Annotated in this window: 22 protein-coding genes; 12 read left to right on the top strand and 10 right to left on the bottom strand. The window is 68.2% G+C overall.

The genetic code is table 11. From position 1 onward, the window contains the following. Nucleotides 1-29 precede the first annotated feature (29 nt). The 4 genes from BM310_RS02565 to BM310_RS02550 form a co-directional block, all read right to left on the bottom strand. Nucleotides 30-1,436, bottom strand: coding sequence for an NCS2 family permease (locus BM310_RS02565; RefSeq protein WP_089804327.1), 1,407 nt, complete (start codon nt 1,434-1,436; stop codon nt 30-32). A gap of 186 nt (nt 1,437-1,622) precedes the next feature. Then, nucleotides 1,623-2,342, bottom strand: a complete 720-nt coding sequence (locus tag BM310_RS02560) for a phosphoribosyltransferase family protein (protein ID WP_089804325.1) — start codon at nt 2,340-2,342, stop codon at nt 1,623-1,625. 213 nt (nt 2,343-2,555) lie between these two features. Further along, nucleotides 2,556-3,092 carry an orotate phosphoribosyltransferase gene (gene pyrE, locus BM310_RS02555; protein WP_089804322.1) on the bottom strand — a complete coding sequence of 179 codons (537 nt, stop codon included), beginning with the start codon at nt 3,090-3,092 and terminating at the stop codon, nt 2,556-2,558. Between the two features lie 194 nt (nt 3,093-3,286). Further along, nucleotides 3,287-3,829, bottom strand: coding sequence for a CDP-2,3-bis-(O-geranylgeranyl)-sn-glycerol synthase (locus BM310_RS02550; RefSeq protein WP_089804321.1), 543 nt, complete (start codon nt 3,827-3,829; stop codon nt 3,287-3,289). A gap of 111 nt (nt 3,830-3,940) precedes the next feature. Here BM310_RS02550 and BM310_RS02545 point away from each other — a divergent pair, with 111 nt between their 5' ends. The 3 genes from BM310_RS02545 to BM310_RS02535 all read left to right on the top strand — a co-directional run bounded on the left by BM310_RS02545 (nt 3,941) and on the right by BM310_RS02535 (nt 5,894). Then, nucleotides 3,941-4,780: a proline dehydrogenase family protein gene (locus tag BM310_RS02545; protein WP_089804319.1), complete on the top strand. Its 840-nt coding sequence runs from the start codon at nt 3,941-3,943 to the stop codon at nt 4,778-4,780. A gap of 65 nt (nt 4,781-4,845) precedes the next feature. After that, nucleotides 4,846-5,439, top strand: a complete 594-nt coding sequence (locus BM310_RS02540; protein ID WP_089804317.1) for a DUF502 domain-containing protein — start codon at nt 4,846-4,848, stop codon at nt 5,437-5,439. Nucleotides 5,440-5,501: 62 nt separating this feature from the next. Then, nucleotides 5,502-5,894, top strand: a complete 393-nt coding sequence (locus BM310_RS02535; protein WP_089804315.1) for a RidA family protein — start codon at nt 5,502-5,504, stop codon at nt 5,892-5,894. 30 nt (nt 5,895-5,924) lie between these two features. Here the strand turns inward: BM310_RS02535 and BM310_RS02530 are convergent, their stop codons facing one another. Next, nucleotides 5,925-6,854 (bottom strand): branched-chain amino acid transaminase, encoded by a 930-nt coding sequence (locus tag BM310_RS02530; RefSeq protein ID WP_089804313.1) that lies wholly within the window; start codon nt 6,852-6,854, stop codon nt 5,925-5,927. Nucleotides 6,855-6,999: 145 nt separating this feature from the next. Here BM310_RS02530 and BM310_RS02525 point away from each other — a divergent pair, with 145 nt between their 5' ends. Further along, a complete protein-coding gene (locus tag BM310_RS02525; RefSeq protein WP_089804311.1) occupies nt 7,000-7,923 on the top strand; it encodes an NAD-dependent epimerase/dehydratase family protein in 924 nt (307 codons plus the stop codon). 4 nt (nt 7,924-7,927) lie between these two features. On the opposite strand, the gene ribB is transcribed toward BM310_RS02525, so the two are convergent. Next, nucleotides 7,928-8,602: a 3,4-dihydroxy-2-butanone-4-phosphate synthase gene (gene ribB / locus BM310_RS02520; protein WP_089804309.1), complete on the bottom strand. Its 675-nt coding sequence runs from the start codon at nt 8,600-8,602 to the stop codon at nt 7,928-7,930. Next, complete coding sequence (locus BM310_RS02515) at nt 8,603-9,310, bottom strand: DUF120 domain-containing protein (RefSeq protein WP_089804307.1); 708 nt, start codon at nt 9,308-9,310, stop codon at nt 8,603-8,605. It lies immediately after the preceding gene. Between the two features lie 208 nt (nt 9,311-9,518). Here BM310_RS02515 and argS point away from each other — a divergent pair, with 208 nt between their 5' ends. Beyond that, a complete protein-coding gene (gene argS / locus BM310_RS02510) occupies nt 9,519-11,273 on the top strand; it encodes an arginine--tRNA ligase (protein WP_089804305.1) in 1,755 nt (584 codons plus the stop codon). Between the two features lie 50 nt (nt 11,274-11,323). On the opposite strand, the gene BM310_RS21195 is transcribed toward argS, so the two are convergent. Together BM310_RS21195 and BM310_RS02505 are read right to left on the bottom strand one after the other, a co-directional pair. Next, nucleotides 11,324-11,467, bottom strand: coding sequence for a hypothetical protein (locus BM310_RS21195; RefSeq protein ID WP_177232513.1), 144 nt, complete (start codon nt 11,465-11,467; stop codon nt 11,324-11,326). A gap of 60 nt (nt 11,468-11,527) precedes the next feature. Continuing rightward, nucleotides 11,528-12,934: a nucleotide-binding protein gene (locus BM310_RS02505; protein WP_245778418.1), complete on the bottom strand. Its 1,407-nt coding sequence runs from the start codon at nt 12,932-12,934 to the stop codon at nt 11,528-11,530. A 138-nt stretch (nt 12,935-13,072) separates the two neighbouring features. On the opposite strand from BM310_RS02505, the gene BM310_RS02500 reads away from it, so the two are divergent. The 5 genes from BM310_RS02500 (at nt 13,073) to BM310_RS02480 (ending at nt 17,117) form a co-directional block, all read left to right on the top strand. Next, complete coding sequence (locus tag BM310_RS02500; protein WP_089804300.1) at nt 13,073-14,017, top strand: winged helix-turn-helix domain-containing protein; 945 nt, start codon at nt 13,073-13,075, stop codon at nt 14,015-14,017. 98 nt (nt 14,018-14,115) lie between these two features. After that, complete coding sequence (locus BM310_RS02495; RefSeq protein ID WP_089804298.1) at nt 14,116-14,439, top strand: DUF7344 domain-containing protein; 324 nt, start codon at nt 14,116-14,118, stop codon at nt 14,437-14,439. A gap of 246 nt (nt 14,440-14,685) precedes the next feature. After that, complete coding sequence (gene prf1 / locus BM310_RS02490) at nt 14,686-15,945, top strand: peptide chain release factor aRF-1 (protein WP_089804296.1); 1,260 nt, start codon at nt 14,686-14,688, stop codon at nt 15,943-15,945. Nucleotides 15,946-16,046: 101 nt separating this feature from the next. Beyond that, on the top strand, nt 16,047-16,235 hold the full coding sequence (locus BM310_RS02485; RefSeq protein ID WP_089804294.1) for a hypothetical protein: 189 nt from the start codon (nt 16,047-16,049) through the stop codon (nt 16,233-16,235). A gap of 69 nt (nt 16,236-16,304) precedes the next feature. Continuing rightward, nucleotides 16,305-17,117: a hypothetical protein gene (locus BM310_RS02480; protein ID WP_089804292.1), complete on the top strand. Its 813-nt coding sequence runs from the start codon at nt 16,305-16,307 to the stop codon at nt 17,115-17,117. A gap of 6 nt (nt 17,118-17,123) precedes the next feature. Here BM310_RS02480 and BM310_RS02475 read toward each other — a convergent pair whose 3' ends face one another. Next, complete coding sequence (locus BM310_RS02475) at nt 17,124-17,564, bottom strand: DUF6276 family protein (protein WP_089804290.1); 441 nt, start codon at nt 17,562-17,564, stop codon at nt 17,124-17,126. Between the two features lie 111 nt (nt 17,565-17,675). Between BM310_RS02475 and BM310_RS02470 the strand changes: the two genes are divergently transcribed. Then, entirely contained in the window at nt 17,676-18,065 is a 390-nt protein-coding gene (locus BM310_RS02470; RefSeq protein ID WP_089804288.1) for a DUF7130 family rubredoxin-like protein, read from the top strand. A 2-nt stretch (nt 18,066-18,067) separates the two neighbouring features. Continuing rightward, nucleotides 18,068-18,877, top strand: coding sequence for a GNAT family N-acetyltransferase (locus BM310_RS02465; RefSeq protein WP_089804286.1), 810 nt, complete (start codon nt 18,068-18,070; stop codon nt 18,875-18,877). Nucleotides 18,878-18,993 lie beyond the last annotated feature (116 nt).

Raw genomic sequence — 18,993 nt, 5'->3', positions numbered from 1 at the left:
GAGCAGCGAGCGGTCCCAACGGCGCCGTCTCAGACCTGCGCCTGGATGAAGCCGCTGGTGCGGACGAAGAAGTAGACGACGAAGGCGACTGCGAGCGCCCAGTGGCCGAGTCGCACCTCGTCGAGTTCGCCGGCCGCCGCCTTCACGACGGGGTAGGAGACGATGCCGGCGGCGATGCCGTACGCGATGGAGTAGGTGAACGGCATCACGAGGATGGTCATCCCGGCGGGGATGGTGTTCGTGATGTCGCTCCAGTCGATGTCGACGACGTTCCCGAGCATCACGACGCCGATGACGACCAGCGCGATGTGGGAGGCGTACTGCGGAATCGCGGCCGCGACGGGGACGAACGCGAGGGAGACGAGGAACAGGGCGGAGACGGTCAGCGCCGTCAGCCCCGTCCGGCCGCCCTCCTCGACGCCCGAGGCGGACTCGATGTACGTCGTCACCGTCGAGGTGCCGAGCATCCCGCCGACGGTGGTGCCGACGGCGTCGGCCATCAGCGGTCTGTCGATGTCGGGGAGGTTGCCGTCGTCGTCGAGGAAGCCGGCAACCTGTGAGACGCCGACGAGCGTCCCCGCGGTGTCGAAGAAGTCGACGAAGAAGAACGTGAAGACGATGAGCGCGAACGTGAACGCCTCGACGTTTCCGAGGCCGGAGACGAACGCGCCGACGAGCGGCGTGATGTCGTACGTCGTGCTCGCGGACCCGGCGACGAGTCCGGCGTCGGGCGCGACGACGCCGAGCGTCGTCAGGAGCCACCCCGCCCCGGAGGTGCCGAGGATGCCGATGATGATGGACCCGGGAATCCCGCGGGCGTAGAGGACGAACGTGGCGAACAGGCCGACCACCGAGAGGATGGCGACCGGACTCGACGCGACGGACCCGAGCGTGATGAGCGTCGCGGGGTCGTCCACGACGAGTCCCATCGCCTGCAGGCCGATGATGGCGAGGAACAGTCCGATACCGGTCCCGACGGCGAACTTCACCGGTTCGGGAAAGAGGTTGATGACGTACTCGCGCGCCCCGACGACGGTGAGGACGATGAACAGGATACCCTCCACGACGACGGCGGCCAGGGCCGTCTGCCACGGGACGCCCAACGCGCCGACGACGGTGAAGGCGAAGAAGGCGTTCAGACCGAGGCCGGGCGCCTGCGCGAACGGCCGGTTCGCGTAGACGGCCATCACGAACGTGGCGACGGCGCCGGCGAGGATGGTCACGACGGCGAGCATCGACTGCACCTCCGCGGGCGAGTAGCCCGCGATGGCGATGCCCGGCTTGACGTCCGGAATCGCCGCCAGGATATCCGGGTTGACGACGACGATGTAGGACATCGTCAGGAACGTCGTTAGCCCCGCGACGAGTTCGGTCCCGACGGACGACCCGTGTTCTTGCACATCGAAGTAGTCTTCGAGCGTCTCAGTGAGCCCCATAATGCACGTCTGAGCATAATCACGATTTCAAACATAAGCGTTACCATCTAATCGGCGGTTTTTGAGCACGTACGTGTATAGAATCCCGTCATCTGACGGTGTGAGAGCCGAAACCGAACCACGAATATGCAATTCGTGGTGTTCGCAACGAGTGGGGATCCGGCGACCCGCCGCGCGGCCGGCGGGTCAGTCGGCGTCGAACGTGGTGAGTGCGCCGACGGGCGCCTCCGTGATGTCGCGCGCCCGGTCGATGCCCTCGGTGCCGACGGAGATGAGGGCGAAGACGCCCGTGACGTTCGCCTCCGACTGGAGGGCGATGTCGAGGAGGAGTTCCTGCGTCTCGCCCGACCGGATGAGGTCGTCCACGATGAGGACGCTCTCGCCCGCCGAGATGGCGCGGGCGGGGAGGTAGTACGTCAGTTCGATGCCGGAGGCGAGACGCTGTCGGGACTCGATGAACTCCTCGACGGCCGTCTCCTTTGACTTCTTGGCGTAGGCGACGCGCGCGTCGAAGTAACTCGCCATCGCGGCCCCGAGGGTGATGCCGTCCGTCGCCGCCGTGAGCACCACGTCCGGGCGTTCGAAGCCGAGCGTGTTCGCCGCGACGGGCGCGACGAGGTCGAGGAACGACTGGTCGAAGACGACGCCCGAGTTGTCCACGTAGCCCTCGTCGTCGAACTCGACGCGACTCTCCAACTCCGTCGCGAGTGCGTCGCGGCCGACGCCCTGCACGACGTCGCGGGCGCGTTCGACGCCCGGGAGGACGTGTCCGTTGACGTAGCGGTTGAGGTCCCCCGCCGGGAGTCCGGTCAGGTCGGCGAGTTCGTCGTACGTCCGAGTCTCCTTGAGCATCCGGAGGACGGCGACGGCCTGCAGTTGGAGGGCCGCTTTCTCCGCTCTGTTCATACCCCGTGACTCGTGATTACGCAAGTATGAATACTTCGATACGTTTCGAAGGAGGGAATCAGCATGTACGTGAATCAGTACCGTTCCGGCCGCGGACGGTTCGCGCGGCGGTGTGACGGCGCAGCGGAGAACGACTACGTCGGGGGCCGGAGCGGCGCGAAAACGGTGCGGGACGGTGAAGCGAGACGCGGGACCGGCGGGTCGCGGACGCGGTTACTCCGGTCGGTCGGCGTCCGCGAGGAGGTCCTCGGCGGTGACGAGGGCGTCGAGTTCCACGTCGGCCTCGGCGAGTCGGTCCGCGGCGCCCTCCTGTCTGTCGACGACGACGAGGACGCGGTTCACGACGGCCCCCGCCTCGCGAAGCGCTTCGACGGCGTCGAGCGCGCTGTTTCCGGTGGTGGCGATGTCTTCGAGGACGACGACTTCCTCGCCCTCCGTCAGGCGCCCCTCGATGCGCTTGGCCGTGCCGTACTCCTTGGCCTTCTTGCGGGCGATGACGTAGGGGACGTCCATCTCGGCGGCCGTCACGGCGACGAGGGGGACGGCGCCGAGTGCGACGCCCGCGAGTTTCTCCGCGCCTGCGAGTTTCTCCGCGAACGCCTCGGCGATGAGACGGAGGCAGTGGGGGTCCGTCTCGAACAGGTACTTGTCCACGTAGTAGTTCGAGGTGCCGCCGTGGGACAACTCGAACTCGCCGAACCGGACCGCGTCGGCGTCCCGAAGGGCCGCGATGAGTTCGTCGTTCGCCATGTCGTTTCGAGAGGGACCACCGAGGCGCTTAAACGGGTTGGTTCAGGGGCGAAGGCGACGCAGTGCGGAGGTGGTGCGGTGGCGGGAGGACACCGATGCCGTACCGCGAGACTCCGCCTCGCGGGAGGGTTTTGGTCCAGCTTTTTGCGACGAGCGGTCGCGCGAAGCGCGAGCCGAACCTGCGAAAAGGTGGGTTACCAGGGTTCGTCCTTCAGTCCCAGATAGTACGCGCCGACGTTCGTGGTGACGTGGAGAATCGGGGTGACGACGAGGACGACGCCGAGGACGGGGAGCGTGAACGTGCCCGTGAACCACGCGAAGTCGAGGGCGGCCGCGAGGAGGAGTGCGCCGACGACGAAGTCGAGTTGGTCGAGTCCGGGGAACGCCGCGCCGCGTTCGCGGCCGGTCCGACGCTTGAGGAACGAGGCGGCGACGTCGCCGAGCATTGCGCCGAACGCGAGGCCGAACGCGCCGAGCGTCGAGAAACGGGGGAGCGTGACGCCGAGTGCGGACCCCACCGGGTCGGCGGCGGCGTTGCAGAGGAACGCGAGGGCGAACCCGACGAGCGTTCCGACTGCCGTCCCGCGCCACGTCTTGCCGTCGCCGAGGATTCGACGACCGCCCCACGTCCGTCCGCCGTCGATTGGCGCGCCGCCGCCGGCGAGGACGGCGGCGTTGTTCGGCACGTAGGCGGGGAGCATCGCCCAGAACGCGCCGACGACGAGTTCGATGACCATACGGGGGCGTCGGCACGCGGGACAAAAGCCCCGGTGATTCCGTCGCGCCGCCGACACCTCCCAAACGGTGAACGAAAACCCTGATTACTGGACGACCGTAAGACGGGACCGATGATTCCTCCAATCGCCAGTCGGTTCGTCGCCGGGGAGACGGCCGCGGCGGCCTTAGACCACGCGCGACGGACGAACGAGGAGGGCGTGAAGGTCATCCTGAACCTCCTCGGGGAACACTACGACGAACGGGCGCCCGCGGACGCCGACACGGCGGCGTACGAGCGCTTGATAGCAGACATCGACGGCTCTGGACTCGACGCCTGCGTCTCGGTGAAGCCCTCGCAGATCGGCATCGACGTGAGCGACGCGGCGTTCCGCGAGAACTACCACCGCATCGCCGAGGCGGGTGCGGACCACGACGTGTTCGTCTGGTGCGACATGGAGGACGCCGACACCACCGACGTGACCCTCGACGTGTTCGAGGAGGTGGCCCGCGAGTACGACGGCGACGTGGGGCAGTGCGTGCAGGCGAACCTGAAGCGGACCGAGGAGGACCTGGAGCGTCTGTCCGACGTGCCGGGGAAGATTCGACTCGTGAAGGGCGCGTACGACGAGGACCCCGACATCTCCTACAAACAGAAGTCGAGAGTGAACGAGAAGTACGAGGAGTATCTGGAGTTCCTCTTCGAGGAGTACGTCGGCGGCATCGCCGTCGGCAGTCACGACCCGAAGATGATAGCGGCCGCCGAGGAACTGGCCGCCGAGTACGACCGGGCGTTCGAGGTGCAGATGCTGATGGGCGTCCGCGAGGATGCGCAACGCGAACTCGCCGCCGAGGGCCGCGAGGTGTGGCAGTACGCGCCGTACGGCGACAAGTGGATGTCGTACTTCTACCGGCGCGTCCGGGAGCGAAAGGAGAACCTCCTGTTCGCACTGCGCGCCGTCGCGGGCGTCTGAGCGCCGGCCCGCGATACCCGGACAGAAGCCCTCTTAACCCTCGGGCTTCACCTACTCACCGATAGATGTCTTCGTGGAGACGCGATTTCGCAAGCGGATTGGTCGTACTCGTCCCCATTCTCGTCATTCTGTACGTCCTCAGCATCCTCTACAACAGTATCGTCAGGCTGCCAGTCATCAAGGAACTGCAGGAACCGTACGGCTTCTTCGTCGCCATCGTCGTCTTCGTCATGCTCGTCCTCTCGGTGGGCTACCTGATGCGGACGACCGCCGGCCGACTGTTCGAGTCCGGCATCGACGCGACGATGAACAGGGTGCCGCTGATCCGCGTGTTGTACAACGCCTCGAAACTCGCCGTGGAGACGGCGCTGACGGGGACCGAGGACCTGCAGAAGCCCGTCAGACTCGAAGTGTGGCCCGGGATTCGGATGACGGCGTTCAAGACGGGGAAGACGACGCAGGACGGCCGGGAAGTCGTCTTCATGCCGACGGCGCCGAACATCACCACCGGGTTCGTGATGGAGGTCGAACCCGAGGACCTGACGGAGACGAACGAACGCGTCGAGGAGGCCCTGACGCGCATCCTCTCGGCCGGGTTCGCCGAGGACGAGACGTCGGCCGCGATAGACATCGAAGTGGACGAGGAGCGAAAGCGGTAGCGACGGCGGCGCCGATTCGGACCCCGCGACAGACTTTTGCTGCGACCGGGCGGGGACGCCACATGGAACGGAGACACGTCGCCTCGGGGACCGAGTGGGAAGCGCGCGTCGGCTACTCGCGAGCGGTGCGCGTCGGCCCGCACGTCCACGTCTCGGGGACGACGGCGACGGACGCGGACGGCGAAATCGTCGGCGAGGGCGACGCGGGCGAACAGACGCGGCGGGCGTTACACAACGTGGAGTCGGCGCTGACCGAGGCCGGTGCCGCCCTCTCGGACGTGGTTCGGACGCGGATGTACGTCACCGACATCGACGACTGGGAGGCCGTCGGCGACGCCCACGCCGAGGCGTTCGGCGACGTGCGGCCCGCGACGAGCATGGTGGAGGTGAGCCGTCTCATCGACCCCGCGTTGCTGGTCGAAGTCGAGGCGACGGCGATAGTCGAAGCGGAGTGAGCGCGGAGAGCGGAGACCGAGCGGGTCAGTTCAGACGTAGGTGAACCACTCGTCGTGGTCGTCGGTGCGGCGTTCCACCAGGTCGAAGAACGCCTGCTGGAGTTCCTCGGTGACGGGGCCGCGGGAGCCGTCCCCGATCTCCACGTTGTCCACCTGACGGATGGGCGTGACTTCGGCCGCACTGCCGGTGAAGAACAGTTCGTCGGCGGTGTTGAGTTCGCCGCGACTGATGGAGACGTTGTCGTGGACCTCGTAGCCGCGTTCCTCGGCCAGCGTGATGAGCGTGTTGCGGGTGATGCCGTCGAGGATGCTCTCGGAGAGACCGGGCGTGAACAGTTCGCCGTCGCGCACGAGGAAGATGTTCTCGCCGGGACCCTCTGCGACGTTGCCCTCCTTGTTCAGGACGATGGCCTCGCGGTAGCCGTTGCGGCGCGCCTCCTCGCCCGCGAGCAGGGAGTTCACGTACAGGCCCGTCGTCTTCGCGTTCGTCGGAATCTGGCTGGAGGAGTGCTTGCGCCACGAGGAGACCATCACCTCGATGCCGTTCTCCAGGGCGTCCTCGCCGAGGTACGCGCCCCACGGCCACGCCGCGATGGCGACGTTCGTCGGGCAGTCGCCGGGCGAGACGCCGAGGGTGTCGTAGCCGTAGAAGGCGATGGGCCGGATGTAGGCCGCCTCGAGGTCCTGCCGGCGCAGGAGGTCCACCGTCGCCTCGGTGAGTTCCGCCGGTTCGAAGGGAATATCCATCTCGTACGGCTTCGTGGACTCGTAGAACCGTTCGAGGTGTTCCTCCCAGCGGAATATCGCGGGGCCCTTCTCGGTGTCGTACAGGCGGACGCCCTCGAAGACGCCGGTTCCGTAGTGGAGTCCGTGTGTGAGCACGTGAATCTGGGCGTCGTCCCAGTCCACGAATTCGCCGTCCATCCAGATGGTGTCGACGTCCATCTCGTCAAATCCCATGTCCCGTGCTTTTTCGCGTCGGGATATAAAAGAATCTGTAGTCTGCGAGGGGGTGTCGCGGTTCGGTCGTCCGACGCGGGAGAGACGGAGCGAGTCGGAACCGCCCGCTGGGTTTTTTCGGCCGGTGTGCGTCTGAGACAGACGAATGTCAGAGTCCGAGTTCGACACGGCAGACGCACCCGGCACGTCGACGGCGCCCGAGACGGTGGCGGTCACCGGCGGCACCGGCCGAATCGGTCCGACCGTCGTCGAGACGCTCCAGTCCGCCGGCCACCGCGTGGTCAACGTCTCGCGGTCGGGCGGCGACACGAGAGCGGACGCCGACCTGCGCGCCGACATGACCGACGCGGGCGAGGCGTACGGCGCGTTCGCCACCGCCGACGCCGACGCCATCGTCCACCTCGGGATGCTGTCGACGCCCGACCACGACCCCGGACACGTCGTCTTCGAGAGCAACGCGATGAGCACGTACAACGTCCTGCAGGCCGCCGAGGCCCTCGACGTGGACACCGTCGTCCTCGCGTCGAGTCTGTCGGCGGTCGGCGCGAGTTTCGAACCCGACGGGATTCGCCTCTCGTACCTCCCCCTCGACGAGTCGCACCCGGTGTCGCCGTCGAACCCGTACGGGATGGGCAAGCAGGTGCTGGAGGTGACCGCCGACGGGTTCGCCCACCGGGCCGACGGCCCCGAGACCGTCGCCTCGATTCGGTTCCCGTGGATGCCCAGCGACGAGCAGATGCGCGAGACGTTCGAACGCGCCGACCGGACCCCGGCGGGACTCCGCGAGGCGGGGCACTTCGAGACGGCGCGCAACACGCTGTTCTCCTACCTCGCGCAGGAGGACGCCGCCGACCTGGTCCGGCGGGCCGTCGCCGCCGACTTCGAGGGCCACGAGCGGTTCTTCGCCGCCGCGCGCGACACCAGCGCGGACGTGCCGACGGCGGAGTTGGTCGAGGAAGTGTACTCGGAGGTAGAACGGCGACGGGAGTTCGAGGGGCACGAGGCGCTGATTTCGACCGAGAAGGCGTCGCGGATGCTCGATTGGGAGCCGGAGCGGAGTTGGCGGTAGTCCCTCAGCCGAGTCGCTCGACCACGTCCTCGCCCTCGACGTACACGAGGTCGTTTCGGCGGGCGTAGTCGCGGGCGGCGGCGGGCGAACGCGCCTCCCCCGTCTCGTCGTCGAGCATCTCGCAGACGACGACGGCGGGCGGACGGTCCACCGCGGCGGCGAGAGCGAGGCCGAGTTCGGTGTGGCCCTGTCGGTCGGCCAGCAACTCGGGGGCGCCGCGGAGGAGGTTGACGTGGCCGGGCGAGCGGAACTCGGCGGCGAAGTCGTCGGCACCGTAGTCGCCCGCGAGCGCCCGTTCTGCGGCCGTGCTCAGTTCCGAGATGGTGAGCGCGCGGTCCTCGTCCGTGATTCCGGTGAACGTGTCGCGGTGGTTCACCGGCAGGGAGAACGACGACCGGTCGTCGTACGCCAACTGGTGGTCGACGGCCGTCGGATGGTCGATGACGTCGTCGAGGAACGGCAGGTCGAGGGCGTCGCTCACCGCGTCGGAGAGGGCGACGCAGACGAGGCCGCCCGCGTCGTTGCGGAGACGGGCCACGTCCGCCGGTCCGACGGCGCCCGCGGGGTAGACGATGTCCGTCTCGCCCTCCCTGTCGTCGAAGTCGTGCACGAGGACGGGTTCGCCGGCGCGGAACGCCGCGAGGGCGCGCGAGAGGGCGTCGTCGGTTCGCTGCGCCATCTACACCGCCTCCACGACGACGGTCACGTCGTCGCCGTCGTCCAGTCCCAGTTCGTCTCGGAGTTTCTCGGGGGCGATTATCTCCACCTGCGACTCGTCGTGGTGGGTGCGTTCGGGGACGATGATGTGCGCCGTCTCGAACGACTCGCCCGCGTGGCGGACCGTCGCGGCGTAGCACGTCGCCGGACCGAACGTCCGGTCCTCGTCCTCCCAGCCGTCGATGGGGACGGCCTCCAGCGACGCCATCGCGGCGCGGGCGCGGACGCTCTCCTCGGTGAGTTCGACGTTGAGCGTGCCGGCGAACGGTTCGTAGCCGAGGCGTTCCTCGAACTGCGCCTGGTACCCCGGCAGCGAGATGTAGTGACGACCCTCGCCCATCCCGCTGGTGACGGTGCCGGTGAGTTCGACGCTGTCGGCGCTCTCCGACTCGAAGATGCGGCGGTAGTCGGCGTACTCGCGGTGGAGTGCCGCCTCGCCGCTCTCGGTGAGCGAGACCCACTGGCCGTCCGACACCACGTCGCGTTCCACGTACCCCGCCTCGTCCAGTCGCTGGAGGCGGCGCGAGGCGGTCTGCGTCGACGCCGCGAGACGGTCGGCGAGCCCGGAGCAGGAGACTTTCACGGGGCCGGTTCGACCGCCCTCCAGGGCGACGAACTTCAGCGCGGCCAGTTCGTCGTACCCGACGGCGGCCTGTGCCGATTCTGACATCACTCACAGTTCGGAGTAAACACGGATAAGCGTACCGGATGTGAGATGCATCCCATAATTGAGATGGTGACGGCGGAGCGAGCGAAACCCTCGGTTCGGTTCGGAATTCGGACGGTTCCGGGGTAACTGTGTCGGTCGCGGCACCGCCGCCCGAACGGCGCTGACGGCGTTCGGAAAGGCCTTTAGCCGCACCTCCTGAAGGGCGGGTATGTTCAGAGCACTCCGTTCGGAGGTCGAGGACGCGGTGGAAACCGCGCTCTCTTCGCTCGACCTGCCGACCGACGACCTCGGCGTCGAAGAACCGCCGGAGGACGTGCCAGCGATACTCGCCTCCAGCGTCGCCTTCCGTCTGGCCGGCGAGGTGGGCGCGCCGCCGCCGAAGGTGGCCGTGGACATCGCCGAGGAGATAGACGCGACGCCGTACGACTACCTCGAATCGGCCGAACCGCAGGGTCCCTACGTGAACTTCTTCGTGAGCGACGCCTACTACGCCGAGACCCTCGAAGCGGGCCGCGAGGAGGCGTACGGCCACCTGCCGGACACCGGCAAGGACGTGGTCGTCGAGCACACCTCCGCGAACCCGACGGGACCGGTCCACGTCGGCCGGGCGCGCAACCCAATCCTCGGCGACGCCATCGCGCGCGTGTTGGAGTTCGCCGGCAACGACGTGGAGCGACACTACTACGTCAACGACGCCGGCCGACAGGTCGCCGTGTTCACGTGGGCGTACGAGACGTTCGAGGAGTCCGACCTCCCGGAACCGGAACGCGACCGTTCGGACTACGAACTCGTCCGCTACTACCGCAAGGGCAACGCGTACCTCGAAGAAGCCGACGACGAGGACCTCGCCGCCGCCGAGGCGGAGATAGCCGAGATAATGCAGGGGCTGGAGGCCGGCGACGAGGAGACGTACGAACGCGTCGCCGTCGTCGTCGACCAGGTGCTCGGCGGGATGCGGCAGTCGCTGGAACGCCTCCCGGCGGAGTTCGACGAGTTCGTCAAGGAGACGACGTTCATCCGCAACGGTGACGCCGACAGCGTGGTCGACCGCCTGCAGGACACCGAACACGCCGTCTACGAGGAGGACGCATGGCAACTCGACCTCTCGGCGTTCGGCTTCGAGAAGAACCTCGTCTTCCTCCGGTCCGACGGGACGACGCTCTACACGACGCGCGACTTGGCCCACCACGAGTGGAAGTTCGAGGAGTACGACGAGGCCGTCACCGTCCTCGGCGAGGACCACAAACTGCAGGCCGAGCAGTTGAACGCGGCGCTGGAGATTCTGGGCAACGACACCGACCAACTCCGGCAGACGTTCTACTCGTGGGTCAACCTCCCCGAGGGCGGGATGTCCACCCGGAAGGGGACGGGCGTGGACTTGGACGACCTGCTGGACGAGTCCGTCGCCCGCGCCCGCGAAGAGGTCGAGGACCGTCTGGACTCGCGCATCCGCGACGACGAACTGGACGAGGAGGACATCGACCGCATCGCCCGGCAGGTCGGCATCGGGGCCGTCCGCTACGACATCGTCTCGAAACAGCCGACGAAGGGTATCACGTTCGAGTGGGAACGCGCCCTCGACTTCGAGGCGCAGTCCGCGCCGTACGTCCAGTACGTCCACGCGCGCTGTTGCGGCATCCAGAGCGAAGCCGAGGCCGCGGGCATCGAACCGTCGACAGACGTCTCACTCCTCGACACCGAGGCCGAACGGGACCTGATTCGCGTCGTCGCCCGCTTCCCGGCGACGGTCGAACGGGCCGCCGACGACCTGGAACCGCACGTGGTCGCGACGTACGTCCGGGAGTTCGCGGAGACGTTCAACACGTTCTACCGCGAGTGTTCGGTCCTCAACGCCGACGACGACGCCGTCGCCGCCGCCCGCCTCGGACTCGTGGAGGCCGCCCGACACACGGTGGCGAACGCGCTCTACACGCTCGGCATCGAAGCGCCCGAGTCGATGTAGACGGCAGCGGTCACGCGCGCCAGTCGTCCGCGCGGTGCCGCGCGTCCGTCTCAGAGGAGAGGTAGCAACGCGCCCGCGCCGGAGGAGACGAGCGACCCGCCGACAGCCAAGACGATTCCTGCGCCCGCACCGAGTGCGAGGAGGACGAACAGAAGTATCCACCAGAACGGGACGTTCGAGCCAGAGTCAGCCATACCGACGACTCCTCACAGACGAGTAAAAGAACTTCTCCTTTCGCGGCGTCGTGCGACCGCTCAGCCGAGGAAGCGGCCGAACAGCCCCTTCTTCTCCTCCTTCTCCTCGGGTTCGTCCTGCGCGTCCGCCAGCGAGGTGGTGTAGACGCCCTCCTCGCCGTCGTTCTGCTCCCCGTCGGCGTCGTCCGTCTCAGCCTCGTCCCCGTCGGCGTCGTCGGCGGCGGCGTCGGTCATGTCTTCGTCGGCGTCGGTCACCTCGGCGTCGGGGTCAGTCGCGTCGCCGTCGGCGTCACCCGGTTCGGCCGTCTCGATGAGGGGGTCGTCGTCCGTCGGTTCGTCCGCGGCCGGTTCGTCTGCGGCCGGTCCGTCGGCGGAGATGCCGCCCACCGCGCCCGTCTGGACGAGGGGTTCGTCCGCGGCGTCCGCGTCCGGGGCCGGGCCGGGGTCGTCCCCCGACACGCCGCCGACTTCGACGAGTGGGTCCGCCTCGGGCGAGGGAGCCGACCCGGCGTCGGCGTCCGAATCGGCCGTCGGGTCGGCCAGCGGGTCGTCGGCCCCCGTCGCCTCCTCGTCGGCCGTCTCCCCGTCCGCCGTCGCGGCGGCGACTGCCTCGGGCGGGTCCGCCTCGTCGGCTCGTTCGCCGTCCGCCTCGTGGTCGCCGGCGACGATGATGTCCTCGTGGCCGGCCGTCGCGTCCCCCGTCGACTCGGCGTCGTCGTCGCCGGCCGCCGGGTCCGCCTCGGGCGGCGCGTGCGCGTCCGGAAGCGGTTCGCCGGTCAGGTCGGCGGCCAGCGCGCGGTACGCCGACGCGGCGGTGCTTCCGGGGGCGAACGTCGTGAGCGGTTCGCCCGCGTCGCCCGCGTCGCGGACCACGTCCGCGCGCGGGATGACGGCGAGGACGGTGGCGTCGAGCGTCGACTCGACGGCTCCCGTGCCCGGGTCGTCGGGGTTCGCGCGAGTCACGACGACGCCGGCGACGGGCACGTCGAGGCGCGCTGCGACCTGTCGCGTCTTCTCGGTGTCCCCGAGTGCGTCGCGGCCGGTGGTCGAGACGAGGAGCGCCTCGTCCACGTAGGTCAACGGGACGACGGTGTCGTTGCTGAGTCCCGCACCGGTGTCGAGCAACACGTAGTCGTGGGTCTCCCCGAGTCCGGACAGCACCGCTTCGAGCCCCTCCGGGTCCGCGCGGGCGAAGGCGTCCAAGTCGGGCGACCCCGGAACGACGGTCATGCCGTGCGGCCCCTCTCGGGTCGCCTCGTCCAGTTCTGCCTCCCCCGCCAGCACGTCGTGGAGGGTCGCCCCCGACGAATCGACGCCCAGCGACCCCGCGAGGTTCGCCATCCCGAGGTCACCGTCGACCACGGCGACGTCCGCTCCCGACGCGGCGAGGGCCGCCGCGAGGTTCGTCGTCGTCGTCGTCTTCCCGACGCCCCCTTTCGCGCTGACGACTGCGTACACCCATCCCATATCTAGTCGTTCGGACTCTCCCACGTCGAACATATAAAGGTATTCCGAGGTGTGTCCCGGGCGACGCTCGCCGTCCCTCCGTTCGCGGGCGTGCTGTCACTACCCAAGACATTTGCTCACGAACCGCGAGGTGAGAGCATGGATAGACCGGGAATCGAGACGGAGACCGACGAAATCGCCGCGACGGAGGCGTTCGCCATCCTCGGAAACGAGACGCGGATGGAGGTCCTGAAGCGACTCTGGAAGTCGTCCGAACCACGTTCGTTCGCCGAACTCCGCGACGCGGTGGCGCCCGACGACAAGGGGAACTTCAGCTACCACCTGAACAAACTCGTCGGCCACTTCGTCCGGAAGACCGACGACGGCTACGACCTGCGGTTCGCCGGCGAGCAGGTGGTGCGCGCGGTGCTCACCGGGACCATAACGTCGTCGCCGTTGGTCTCCCCCGTCGAGACCGAAGAGCGGTGCGTCTACTGCGGCGGGACCGTCGAGATGGCCTACGAGGAGGAGGTGATATCGGTCCGCTGCACCGAGTGCGGCGGCGTCGTCGGCGGCGACTTCCCGCCCGGCACGTACATGCACTACCAGTATCCGCCCTCGGGCCTCGCCGGTCGGACCGCCGAGGAGACCATCGACGCCGCCCACGTCCTGTACGACTCGAAAGTCGCGCCGATGATGGAGGGAATCTGCCCGGAGTGCGCGGGGCGAATCGACGCGTCGCACGACGTCTGTTCGAACCACCGCCCCGACGAGTCGGGTCTGTGTCCCGAGTGCGACAGTCGGTACGAGGTGTGGACGGAGTTCGAGTGCCAGCGCTGTCAGTACGGTCGGCGGACAGTCACGTGGTTCGCCGCGCTGAACCACCCGGCCGTCGTCGCCTTCTACTACGACCACGGCCTCGACGAGCGGATTCCCTTCCGGAAACTCACGTGGGACAACGCGGCGTACGTCGGTCGAGTCACCGCGACGCCGGTCGAGACGGACCCGTACCGCTTCGAGGTGACCGTCGTCGTCGACGACGAGACGCTGACGGTCCGCATGGACGGCGCTCTCGACGTGCTCTCGGTGACGCGAGACGACTGACCGGTGGCGACCGACGGGGATGTCGGCCGGAACTGTTCGATTTCTTAGAGTAATCGAGTACGGCGAACCGTTATGATGAGGTCGTTCGCTCGTTCACCATGGCAAAGATTCGCCCACGTCTGGACCTCGACGACGTGTGTTCGGCACTCCGAAGCGAGCGACGGCGGCGGACGGTGCGACTGTTGGCGAACCGGTCGGGGGCGACGACGAGAGCCGAACTCGCTCGGACGCTCGCCGAGGAGGACCCCGAGGGCGCGACGAGCGAGGCCGTCGAACTCTCGCTGTACCACGTCCACCTCCCGAAACTCGTCGACCTGAACGCGGTTCGCCACGACGCCGACGCGGGGACGGTGGCCATCACCGAGACGGGCCGGCGGATTCACCAGTACCTCGACGAAGCCGACCGAACGGGCTGCGAGTGAGGCGACGCGTCGATAGCCGGACGGGTGACCGGCCGGGACACCGCGTCGGGAGCGACGCGGGGGTGCGCCCCGCCTCGGCTCAGCGGCCCGTGCGACCGGGCGGCGAGTCCGCCCGCCTCGCGTCGTCGGTGGCCGTCCGAGGCGGTTGAACGCGTCTACCGCGGAATCTCACCCCGTTCGCGCCGCCGACCCGGCTTCGAACGCGGTACTTTAACCGTCTCGGTCGTCTTGTTTCCCACAACAACGATGTCTGATACGAACACGGCGAGCGCGGAGGAGAACTCAGACAGGAGGAAGTACGAGTTCCGAAAGGTCATCGAGGAACTCGACGACTACGAGGGTTCCGGCACGCAACTCGTCACCATCTACATCCCGGACGACAAGCAGATTTCCGACGTGGTGGCGCACGTCACGCAGGAGCACTCCGAGGCGTCCAACATCAAGTCCAAGCAGACGCGGACGAACGTGCAGGACGCGCTCACCTCCATCAAGGACCGCCTGCGCTACTACGACACGTTCCCCCCGGACAACGGCATCGTCATCTTCTCCGGCGCCGTCGACTCCGGCGGTGGCCAGACGGAGATGGTCACGCGCGTCCTCGACAGCCCGCCCGAACCCATCCAGTCGTTCCGCTACCACTGCGACTCGAACTTCCTCACGCAACCGCTAGAGGACATGCTGACCGACAAGGGCCTGTTCGGCCTCGTCGTCCTCGACCGCCGCGAGGCGAACGTCGGGTGGCTGAAGGGCAAGCGCGTCGAACCGGTCAAGTCGGCGTCGTCGCTGGTGCCCGGCAAACAGCGCAAAGGTGGCCAGTCCGCCCAGCGGTTCGCCCGCCTGCGTCTCGAAGCCATCGACAACTTCTATCAGGAGGTGGCGGAGATGGCCAACGACCTGTACGTCCCGAAGCGACACGACATGGACGGAATTCTGGTCGGCGGCCCGTCGCCGACGAAGGACGAGTTCCTCGACGGCGACTACCTCCACCACGAACTCGGTGACCTCGTCGTCGGCAAGTTCGACGTCTCCTACACCGACGAGTCCGGCCTGTACGACCTCGTCGACGCCGCACAGGAGGTGCTGGCCGACCAGGAGGTGATGAAGGACAAGTCCCAGATGGAGGAGTTCTTCGAGAAACTCCACACGGGCGAGGAGGCCACCTACGGCTTCGGCCCCACCCGCAAGAACCTCATCATGGGCTCGGTGGACCGACTCCTCCTCTCGGAGGACCTGCGCTCGGACGTCGTCGTCTACGAGTGCCCCAACGGCCACGAGGAGTACGAAGTCGTGGACCGGCGGCACGGCGACCCCGGCCACCAGTGCACCGAGTGCGGCGAGGAGGCCGAGAAGACCGACCGCGAGGACGTCATCGAACACCTGATGGCGATAGCCGAACAGCGCGGCACCGAGACGAAGTTCATCTCGACGGACTTCGAGAAGGGCGAGCAGTTGTACGACGCGTTCGGCGGCGTCGCCGGCATCCTGCGCTACTCGACGGGCGTCTAAACGCGTATTCTGCGACCGGTTCGTGTCACCCCGCTGTCTCAAGAACTGAGAACGACCCGTGGCTTCGATACGTCACGGAACCGTCTGTCGAGTGACCGACGATGCACAAGATTGTCTACGAAACCGACACGGGAACCGAAGAGTCCGAAAACGTCGTCGCGTACGACGAGCGGGGAGATTACTGGGTCGTTGCGCCCGACGGCGAGGACGCCGACCTGCGGCGGCGGATTCCGGGGAGCAGAGTCTACTTCGTCGAGAGCGACGACGAGTCGCCCGTCGGAACGTGGTGAGGCGGTCGTAGCGCACCCCCGGACCCACAGACCGGACCACACTTTGCGGACGGCGCCGTCACGCCCGCCATGGGCGAAGACCGCCAAGCCACGTTCGGCGCCGACGGCAGTCTCGACACCGAGACGCCGCCGGAGGCCCGCGAGGGAACGACCGACTGGGGCGAACCGAAGGGAGACGGCGAGACCGACGGCGGTTACAACCGCTACGACGTGTCGAGCCTGCTCCAGAAGGCCGTCCGACGCTCCGACGAGGAAGTCGCCGCGTGGGCCGCGTGGGAACTCGCGCGGTCCGGCTACGCGTGGAACCTCTGGGACCGCCTGCACCTCTACGTGGTCGAGGACCTCCGGGCCGGACAGGACGTCGCGTTGCTCGTCGAGCGATACGAGACGCTGGCGACCGAGCGCTGGGAACCGGACGGCTGGCGGGGTCGCATCTGCGCCGTCCACGCCGCCCTCGCGTGCGCGCGCGCCCGGTCGTCCCGCGAGTCGCCGAACGCCGACGAGTTCTTCCGGAACGCGGCGGCCGCCCGCGCCGACGTGCGCGGCACCGACGAGGACCCCGTCGCCGACTTCCCCGTCGGCGACCTGGACCCGGACGGCGAGTTCGACGTGGCGTTCGACAAGCACACCGCCGAGGGCTCCAGACGCGACCGGGGCGACCGCTTCTTCAAGGTGTTCGGCGCGCGGGTCGGCCCCGAGGGCGAGGACGACCGGAGCGCCCGGTGGCAACGGCTCAACATGGCGCTGTCGGACGTGGAGTACGACGACGCGGAAGTCGCGCACGCCGTCGAACCGGTCGGCGAAGCGGACCGCTGGGCCGACCCGGTGGCGTTCGACGGTCGAGACGGGGACGCGGGCGCGGGCGACGACGAGGACGCCTAGCCCGCGTCAGGACACGAGCGACTCGAACTGCAGGCGTCGGCGCTCGAAGTCGAAGTGCGGGTCGACGCCGTCGTCGCCGCCGAGTCTATCGAGCGTCAGGAACGGGTCGGCACCGGCGCGTTCGGCCTCGTCGGCGAACGTCTCGACGGCCGCGCGGTGGAGCGCCAGCGAGTCGAGTTTCCCGACGAGGAGGGCGAGGGCGACGCCGCCGCGACCCGACGGGAAGGCGTCGCTGACCGCCGAGAAGTCGGCGTCCGCGTCGGCGGCGTCGGCAGTCTCCGGGTCCGGGTCGGCGGATGCCGCAGTCGCGGCGGCGTCTTCGACGGCGTCCAGACGGAGGCAGTTCGCGCACAGCGACGCCGCCGCGCCGCCGTCGGGGGCGAACTCGCGCAGGTCCGCGGGGACGGCGAAGACGACGAGTTCGCCGTCGCAGTGGTCGCAGTTCACGGTCGGGGCGACGCGGGCCGCCGACAAATGTCCGTCGGTGGGGCCGGGACCGACCCGTCCGAGGTGGGTAGCCACCAGCCTCAAGCGGCCAGTGCCCCGAACGGCAAACACATGAGCGACGAACCAGCGACGAGCGAGGACGCCACGCCGATAGAGGCAGGAATGGTCGTCTACGACGACGACGGAACCGCGCTTGGTGTCGTCGACGGGTTCACCGCCGCCGGATTCGAGGTGGACATCGACGCCGAAGTCGAAGACGAAGACGGCGACAGAGCGGTGGACGTGAGCGACCCGGAAATCGACGAGGAGGAGGTCACGTCGGTGAACCGCGAGGAACGCGAGACCGAACAGCAAGAGCAGGTGCCGGGACAGGAGTTCGGCGAGGGCTACCTGCAGTGGCGGTGCGACGACTGCGGAGAAATCGGTGACCTCGAAGACGGTCTGCCGACGGAGTGTCCGAACTGCGGGTCCGATGCGGTCTACCGGAAACGGGAGGACTGAGCGTGAGCGACCAGTTCACCATCCGTCGCGCCGAGGGCGACGACGCGGGCCGGATTCACGAGATGGCGGAGAGTTCGATGACCGCCTCCTACGCGCTGAGTCCGCGCGACATCGAACAGATAGTCGAGGCCGAGTTCGGCGAGGCGGAGCAACGGCGCCGTCGTGACTCCGAGGACTACGCCGCCTTCGTCGCCGAGGCCGACGAGGACGGCGTCGTCTCGGGCGTCGTCCTCGTGGACGGCGACGACGACACCGTCCGCCGACTCCACGTGGACCCCGAGCGTCGCGGGATGGGCATCGGGACGGCGCTGTACGAACGCGCCGTCGAGGAACTGGACCACGGTCACGGGACGGGCCACCAGGCCGCCGCGATGGCCGCCAACAACACCGCCGGCGCGTTCTTCGAGCGGTTCGGCCTCGAACGGGTCGAGGAGCGAACGCTGGATGTCGGCGGGCGCGAGACGGTCGAGTACGTCTACGCCGAAGAGGCCGATGCGGCGAACGGTGACGGGACGGCCGCCGGCGAGGACGACGGCGAGGGCGAGACGGCCGCGGAGATAGACACCGACGAGTTCCCGGACGCCGTCGAAACCGACGGCGAGACGGTCTATCTCGGCGACGACCCCGTGTCGGGAACCGAGGGCGCGTTCGTCCCCACCTACCTCGACGACGGCCTGAACGAGGAGTACGGCTACTACTGCGGGAACTGCGACTCGACGGACGTATCGATGGACAGCATGGAGCGACTCAGGTGCGCGAACTGCGGGAACACGCGGAAACCCGACGAGGGCTACGACGACGCGTACCTGTAGCCGTCGGCGTCGGACCGAGTCGAGTCGTGCGGGCGCGAAACAGGAGAGAGACGGACGGCGTCCGGTGCGCGCGCGAGTCCGCGTGGTGGCCGAAGACGTGGTCGCCGTCGAGGCGA

The organism is Halogeometricum rufum (assembly GCF_900112175.1).
Lineage (GTDB): Archaea > Halobacteriota > Halobacteria > Halobacteriales > Haloferacaceae > Halogeometricum > Halogeometricum rufum.
Note: the sequence above shows the minus strand (reverse complement) of the source record. Positions and strands in the feature narration are given on the sequence as shown.

Bases quoted from the DNA above. Each gene is read 5' to 3' on its own strand.
- BM310_RS02565 (WP_089804327.1), bottom strand. From the start codon at position 1,436: ATGGGGCTCACTGAGACGCTCGAAGACTACTTCGATGTGCAAGAACAC.
- BM310_RS02560 (WP_089804325.1), bottom strand. From the start codon at position 2,342: ATGAACAGAGCGGAGAAAGCGGCCCTCCAACTGCAGGCCGTCGCCGTC.
- pyrE (WP_089804322.1), bottom strand. From the start codon at position 3,092: ATGGCGAACGACGAACTCATCGCGGCCCTTCGGGACGCCGACGCGGTC.
- BM310_RS02550 (WP_089804321.1), bottom strand. From the start codon at position 3,829: ATGGTCATCGAACTCGTCGTCGGCGCGTTCTGGGCGATGCTCCCCGCC.
- BM310_RS02545 (WP_089804319.1), top strand. From the start codon at position 3,941: ATGATTCCTCCAATCGCCAGTCGGTTCGTCGCCGGGGAGACGGCCGCG.
- BM310_RS02540 (WP_089804317.1), top strand. From the start codon at position 4,846: ATGTCTTCGTGGAGACGCGATTTCGCAAGCGGATTGGTCGTACTCGTC.
- BM310_RS02535 (WP_089804315.1), top strand. From the start codon at position 5,502: ATGGAACGGAGACACGTCGCCTCGGGGACCGAGTGGGAAGCGCGCGTC.
- BM310_RS02530 (WP_089804313.1), bottom strand. From the start codon at position 6,854: ATGGGATTTGACGAGATGGACGTCGACACCATCTGGATGGACGGCGAA.
- BM310_RS02525 (WP_089804311.1), top strand. From the start codon at position 7,000: ATGTCAGAGTCCGAGTTCGACACGGCAGACGCACCCGGCACGTCGACG.
- ribB (WP_089804309.1), bottom strand. From the start codon at position 8,602: ATGGCGCAGCGAACCGACGACGCCCTCTCGCGCGCCCTCGCGGCGTTC.
- BM310_RS02515 (WP_089804307.1), bottom strand. From the start codon at position 9,310: ATGTCAGAATCGGCACAGGCCGCCGTCGGGTACGACGAACTGGCCGCG.
- argS (WP_089804305.1), top strand. From the start codon at position 9,519: ATGTTCAGAGCACTCCGTTCGGAGGTCGAGGACGCGGTGGAAACCGCG.
- BM310_RS21195 (WP_177232513.1), bottom strand. From the start codon at position 11,467: ATGGCTGACTCTGGCTCGAACGTCCCGTTCTGGTGGATACTTCTGTTC.
- BM310_RS02505 (WP_245778418.1), bottom strand. From the start codon at position 12,934: ATGGGATGGGTGTACGCAGTCGTCAGCGCGAAAGGGGGCGTCGGGAAG.
- BM310_RS02500 (WP_089804300.1), top strand. From the start codon at position 13,073: ATGGATAGACCGGGAATCGAGACGGAGACCGACGAAATCGCCGCGACG.
- BM310_RS02495 (WP_089804298.1), top strand. From the start codon at position 14,116: ATGGCAAAGATTCGCCCACGTCTGGACCTCGACGACGTGTGTTCGGCA.
- prf1 (WP_089804296.1), top strand. From the start codon at position 14,686: ATGTCTGATACGAACACGGCGAGCGCGGAGGAGAACTCAGACAGGAGG.
- BM310_RS02485 (WP_089804294.1), top strand. From the start codon at position 16,047: ATGCACAAGATTGTCTACGAAACCGACACGGGAACCGAAGAGTCCGAA.
- BM310_RS02480 (WP_089804292.1), top strand. From the start codon at position 16,305: ATGGGCGAAGACCGCCAAGCCACGTTCGGCGCCGACGGCAGTCTCGAC.
- BM310_RS02470 (WP_089804288.1), top strand. From the start codon at position 17,676: ATGAGCGACGAACCAGCGACGAGCGAGGACGCCACGCCGATAGAGGCA.